This window comes from Streptomyces sp. NRRL S-495 (genome assembly GCF_000966955.1).
Classification (GTDB): Bacteria; Actinomycetota; Actinomycetes; order Streptomycetales; family Streptomycetaceae; genus Kitasatospora; species Kitasatospora purpeofusca.
Genome location: NZ_JZWY01000223.1, coordinates 1 through 4,167, shown reverse-complemented (window position 1 = coordinate 4,167; position 4,167 = coordinate 1). Strand labels below are relative to the sequence as shown.

Sequence of the window (4,167 nt, the reverse complement as noted above, 5' to 3'; positions counted from 1 at the left end):
CACCTCGTAGGGCACGCCGGCCGCGTCGAGGCGGCGCATCTGCTCGGCGACGGCGCTGAACACCGACGGGTCGCCGGAGTGCAGCCGGGCGACGTCCTGCCCGGCGGCGTGAGCGCGGACCATCTCCTCGACGATCAGGTCCAGGGTGAGGTTGGCGGTGTCGACCAGCCGGGCGCCGGGCGGGCACTCGGCGAGCAGTTCGCGCGGCACCAGGCTGCCGGCGTAGAGGCAGACCTCGGCGCGGGCCAGGATCCGCTGGCCGCGCAGGGTGATCAGGTCGGCGGCGCCGGGGCCGGCCCCGATGAAGTGGACGGTCACGAGGCGTTCTCCCGGGAGGTGAGGGTTTCGGCGGCGGGTTTGACGGCGGACCACTGGGTGACCGGCATCGCCTGGCGCCAGCCGGTGAAGCCGCCGACCGGGACGGCGTGCGCCACGGCGAGCCGCAGCAGTTCGCCGCCGTGCCGCCGGTACCAGGTGGTGAGCAGCGCCTCCGACTCCAGGGTCACCGTGTTGGCGACCAGCCGGCCGCCGGGCGGCAGCGCGGCCCAGCAGGTGTCGAGCAGACCGGGCGCGGTGAGGCCGCCGCCGACGAACACCGCGTCCGGGGCGGGCAGTCCGGCGAGCGCGTCCGGGGCGGGTCCGGTGACCACGCGCAGCCGGGGCACGCCGAGGGCGGCGGCGTTGCGGGCGATCCGTTCGGCCCGCACCGGGTCGCGTTCGACCGTGACGGCCCGGTTGTCGCGGTGGGCGCGCAGCCACTCGATCGCGATCGATCCCGAGCCGCCGCCGATGTCCCAGAGCAGTTCACCGGGGACGGGGGCCAGGGTGGCCAGGGTGGCGGCGCGCACGTGCCGCTTGGTCAGCTGGCCGTCGCTCTCGTACGCGGCGTCGGGCAGGCCGGGGACGACCGGGGTGCGGGGGCCGTCGGCGCCGAGCTCGACGGCGATCAGGTTGAGCGGGTCGCCGGGCGGGTGCGGCCAGCCGTCGGCGGTGCCGTCCAGCTGCCGCTCGCCGGGCCCGCCGAGCTGTTCGAGGACCCGCAGCCGGGCGGAGCCGTACCCGTGCGCGGAGAGCAGCGCGGCGACAGCGGCCGGGGTGGCGGCGTCGGCGCTGAGCACCAGCAGCCGTCGGCCCGGGTTGAGCGCCAGGCGCAGGGTGTCGAGGGGCCGGCCGACCAGGCTGACCACCTCGGTGGCCTCCAGCGGCCAGCCGAGCCGGGCGCAGGCGTACGCGACCGAGGAGGGGTGCGGCAGGATCCGCAGCCGTTCGGGGCCGACGGTCTCGGCGAGGGTGCGGCCGATGCCGAAGAACATCGGGTCGCCGCTGGCCAGGACGACCGGCCGGCGGTCCGCGTACCGGGCGAGCAGGCCGGGGACGGCCGGGCGCAGCGGGGACGGCCAGGGCACCCGTTCGGCGCCGACCTCCTCGGCGGGCAGCAGGTCCAGCTGCCGGGGGCCGCCGATCACGGCCCCGGCGGCCCGCAGGGCGGCGCGCGCGGTGGCGGCGAGTCCGGGCCAGCCGTCGGCCCCGATCCCGACGACGGTGATCGGGGGTGGCTGCTGGGACACCGGGGGGCTCCTCGGGGCGGGGTCGTCGACGCGGGGTGTGGGCAGCCTACCTGGCGGTATTCGGCCCGCGGTCGGCCAGGGTGCGGGCCCGGACCGGCGGCGCCGCGCCGTCCTCAGTCGCGCCGTCCTCGGTCGCGCCGCCGCCAGTCGCCGGAGGCGATGAGCACCGGGTGCGCGCGCAGCCGGGCGCCGACGGCCGGTCCGGCCAGGTACACCCAGGCCGGGGCGGTGCTGCCGTCCTCGGTGCGCACGGTCAGCCGCTCGCGGACGTACTCGCCGCCGCCGTCCGGACGGCAGTCCTCCAGCCGGTCCAGCGCCGCGAGCGCCTCCGGGTAGGCGGCGGGGCGGATCGTCACCAGCTCGCCGAGGATCCGCCGGCCCGGGGCGGCGTCCGGCACGGCGTACGGGAACCCGGGCCCCGCGTGCAGCGCGGCGCCGTCCAGCACCGCCGGCCGTACCGAGGCGCAGCGGCCGGCCAGGAACACCGCGTGGTTGCGCTCCCCGGTGAGCAGGGTTCCGTAGACGAAGAAGGGGAGGGCGGGCGGCACGGGGACTCCTCGGGGCCGGGGGGGCGCGGACCGGTGTTCGATGGTGACCGCCTGGTGATACCCACTGGCGCGCGGGGTGGCCGATGCGGTGTCATGGCGGGTACATCTGCCAGCACCGTCCCGGGGGGACACCCATGACAGCTCCAGCCGAACGCGGGTCGGCCGGGCCCGCGACCGCCCGCCCCGCCTCCGCCGACGCCCTCGCCGATGTCCCCGCCGATGTCCTCGCTGACGTCTCCGACGGCACCGGCAAGGCCGGCGAGGCCACCGCCGGACGGCTCGGCGCCGGGGCGTGGACGGCGCTCGTGGTGGTCTACGTGGTGTGGGGCTCGACCTATCTGGCGATCCGGATCGCGGTGGAGACCATGCCGTCCTTCCTCTCCGCCGCCGCCCGCTTCCTGACCGCCGGCCTGCTGCTCGTCGGCTTCGTCGCCGTTCGCCACGGCCGGGCCGGACTCCGGGTGGACCTGCGACAGCTGGGCTCCGCCGCCCTGGTCGGACTGCTGCTGCTGACCGGCGGCAACGGACTCGTGGTGCTCGGCGAGACCTCCGTCCCCTCCGGCCTGGCCGCGCTGCTGGTCGCGGCCGTGCCGCTCTGGATGGTGCTGCTGACGGCGGCCGGGGGCGAGCGGCCCAAGCGCGCCGAACTGGCCGGCGTGCTGCTCGGACTGGTGGGCCTGGCCGTGCTCTCCGCCCCCGCGATCGGGGGCTCGATAGCCCCCGCCGGGGTGGTCGCGATCATCTGCGCCACCCTCACCTGGGCGTTCGGCTCCTTCGCCAGCAAGCGGATCCCCATGCCCGGGAACGTCTTCGCGTCCAGCGCCTACCAGATGCTCGCCGGAGGGCTCGGCAATCTGCTGATCGGACTGGCCCGGGGGGAGGAGCGCGGGCTGCGCCCCGGTGACGTGTCCACCCGGTCCTGGCTGGCGCTGGCCTTCCTGGTGGTGTTCGGTTCGCTGGTCGCCTTCACCGCGTACGCCTGGCTGCTGCGCTCCGCCCCGCTGACGCTGGTGGCCACCTACGCGTATGTGAACCCGGTGGTGGCCGTGCTGCTGGGCTGGCTGGTGCTGGCCGAGCCGCTGACCGGCCCCACCCTGCTGGGCGGGGCCGTCGTGGTCGCCGGCGTGTGCCTGGTGGTGAGCGTCAGCCGCGGCTCGGGACGGCCCTCGGCCCGGCGGTCCGCCCGGAAGGCCGTCCGGGAGGAGGCCGTCCAGGAGGCAGCCCGGGAGGTAACCGTCCGGGAGGCCGGCCAGGAGTCCGCCCGGCGGTGAGGCCGGGCCCGGCACCGGCTCACCCGCACCAGGTGGCGAGCAGGGTGCTCAGGGTCACGCCCGGACCGAGCCCCAGCAGCAGGCCGCGGGCGCCGGCCGGCGGGGGTGTGCGGTGGGTGCGGGCGAGGACGGAGAACACGGTGGCCCCGCCCAGGTTGCCCTCCTCGGTGAGGACGTCCCGTGAGTGCCGCAGGAACGCCGCGTCCGCGTCGAGCAGTACCCCGAGCCGGTCCAGGATGGCCGGGCCGCCCGGGTGCAGCACGCCGAAGTCCAGCTCCCGTCCGCCGTGCCGGTCCAGCCAGTCGAGCAGCGCCGGGCCCAGGTCGGTGACCGAGCGGAGCGAGGCCCGGGTGGAGGCGAAGTGGTCGCCCCGGTGGTCCGTCAGCTTGCGGTAGCGGTCGGTGGTGTGCGGGATGGTGTACTCGAAGCAGTGCTCCAGCCTGAGCCCGGGCGTGCGCTGCTCGGCCGTGACCACGGCCGCCGCCGCCGCGTCGCCCCAGAGGCCCTTGTAGATCTGGTCCTCCACCGAGGTGCGGGTGTTCTGGTAGAGCGAGGAGAGCGACTCGGCGGCGACCACCAGCACCACGGCGGCCGGGTTCCAGGCCAGGAACCGACGGGCCGTGAGCAGCACATGGGCGCCGCCCGCGCAGGCCAGCTGGCTCATCGGCAGCCGGCTGATGTCGGGGCGCAGGCCCAGGTTCTGCTGGAGGTGGACGTCCAGCCCGGGCACGGCGTCGCCGGTCGCGCTGGAGACGATCACGCAGTCCACCTGCTCGGGCC

Annotated in this window: 5 protein-coding genes; 1 reads left to right on the top strand and 4 read right to left on the bottom strand. The window is 76.5% G+C overall.

Annotation, left to right across the window (positions count from 1 at the left end):
* From VR45_RS13510 to VR45_RS13500, 3 genes are all read right to left on the bottom strand, one after another.
* A partial coding sequence (locus tag VR45_RS13510) for an SAM-dependent methyltransferase (RefSeq protein WP_045939974.1) occupies positions 1-318 on the bottom strand: 318 nt, incomplete at its 3' end.
* Positions 315-1,568: a bifunctional cobalt-precorrin-7 (C(5))-methyltransferase/cobalt-precorrin-6B (C(15))-methyltransferase gene (locus tag VR45_RS13505; protein ID WP_045939973.1), complete on the bottom strand. Its 1,254-nt coding sequence runs from the start codon at positions 1,566-1,568 to the stop codon at positions 315-317. The genes VR45_RS13510 and VR45_RS13505, both read right to left, overlap by 4 nt.
* Positions 1,569-1,681: 113 nt before the next feature.
* The gene (locus VR45_RS13500; RefSeq protein ID WP_045939972.1) at positions 1,682-2,116 is read right to left on the bottom strand and encodes a gamma-glutamylcyclotransferase family protein; all 435 of its coding nucleotides are present in this window, start codon (positions 2,114-2,116) and stop codon (positions 1,682-1,684) included.
* 134 nt (positions 2,117-2,250) lie between these two features.
* Here VR45_RS13500 and VR45_RS13495 point away from each other — a divergent pair, with 134 nt between their 5' ends.
* Complete coding sequence (locus tag VR45_RS13495; RefSeq protein ID WP_063772471.1) at positions 2,251-3,387, top strand: EamA family transporter; 1,137 nt, start codon at positions 2,251-2,253, stop codon at positions 3,385-3,387.
* Positions 3,388-3,406: 19 nt separating this feature from the next.
* On the opposite strand, the gene VR45_RS13490 is transcribed toward VR45_RS13495, so the two are convergent.
* Positions 3,407-4,167 (bottom strand): hypothetical protein (locus VR45_RS13490; RefSeq protein ID WP_045939971.1); only part of this gene is annotated, 761 nt, incomplete at its 5' end.